The sequence below is a fragment of the Olsenella sp. AGMB03486 genome (genome assembly GCF_040884255.1).
Taxonomy (GTDB): Bacteria; Actinomycetota; Coriobacteriia; order Coriobacteriales; family Atopobiaceae; genus Olsenella_L; species Olsenella_L kribbiana.
This window is the reverse complement of the sequence record NZ_JBEVTM010000064.1, coordinates 1-614: the sequence shown is the minus strand read 5'-3', so window position 1 is coordinate 614 and position 614 is coordinate 1. Positions and strand designations below refer to the sequence as shown.

Below are 614 nucleotides of genomic sequence, written 5' to 3'. Positions count from 1 at the left end.
CTCGCCGCCTCGAGGGCGCTCTCGGCGCGGTGCCTGGCGGCACGTCTCCCGTAGAGCCTCGCGCAGAAGGAAGTGAGCACCTCGGTCATGTCGCGCACAAGGTCGTCGTCGAGCTCCGTGTCGTCCACCACGACGACGCGCCGTCCCTGGGCCGCGAGCGCGCTCTCGACGAGGCCCGCGTTCATGCGGGCGAGGCGGTCTCTGTGCTCCACGATGATGGTGGTGACGGTGGGGTCCGCGAGGAGGCGGCTGAGCTTGCGCCTCTTGTCGTTCATGCCGCTCCCGATCTCTGACACAACCTCGGGATCCCCCACTCCCATGGAGACGGCAAAGGCCTTCAGGCGATCGGCCTGCCTCACGAGGTCGGACTTCTGGTCAGATGAGCTAACGCGGGCGTAGCAGACGGTGCGACCCGCTGAGGCAGGCGTGGAACCAAGCTCGTACTTCGGGTCATGCACGAGCCAGACGCCGGTCGCCGTCTTCTCGACGGGCACCGGCATCTTGCCCTCGCGGCACCACTTCCACACGGTTTGTTCGTTGAGGCCCTCTCGCTCGGCCCATTCCCTGGCTCTCATAGAGCAAAGAATAGCAGATTCAAACAATCTATCGCAAGC

Annotated in this window: 1 protein-coding gene; it reads right to left on the bottom strand. The window is 65.3% G+C overall.

Annotation, left to right across the window (positions count from 1 at the left end; all coding sequences use genetic code 11):
- Positions 1–575 (bottom strand): IS607 family transposase (locus tag ABVS03_RS11575; RefSeq protein WP_368019220.1); only part of this gene is annotated, 575 nt, incomplete at its 3' end.
- Between the last annotated feature and the right edge of the window lie 39 nt (positions 576–614).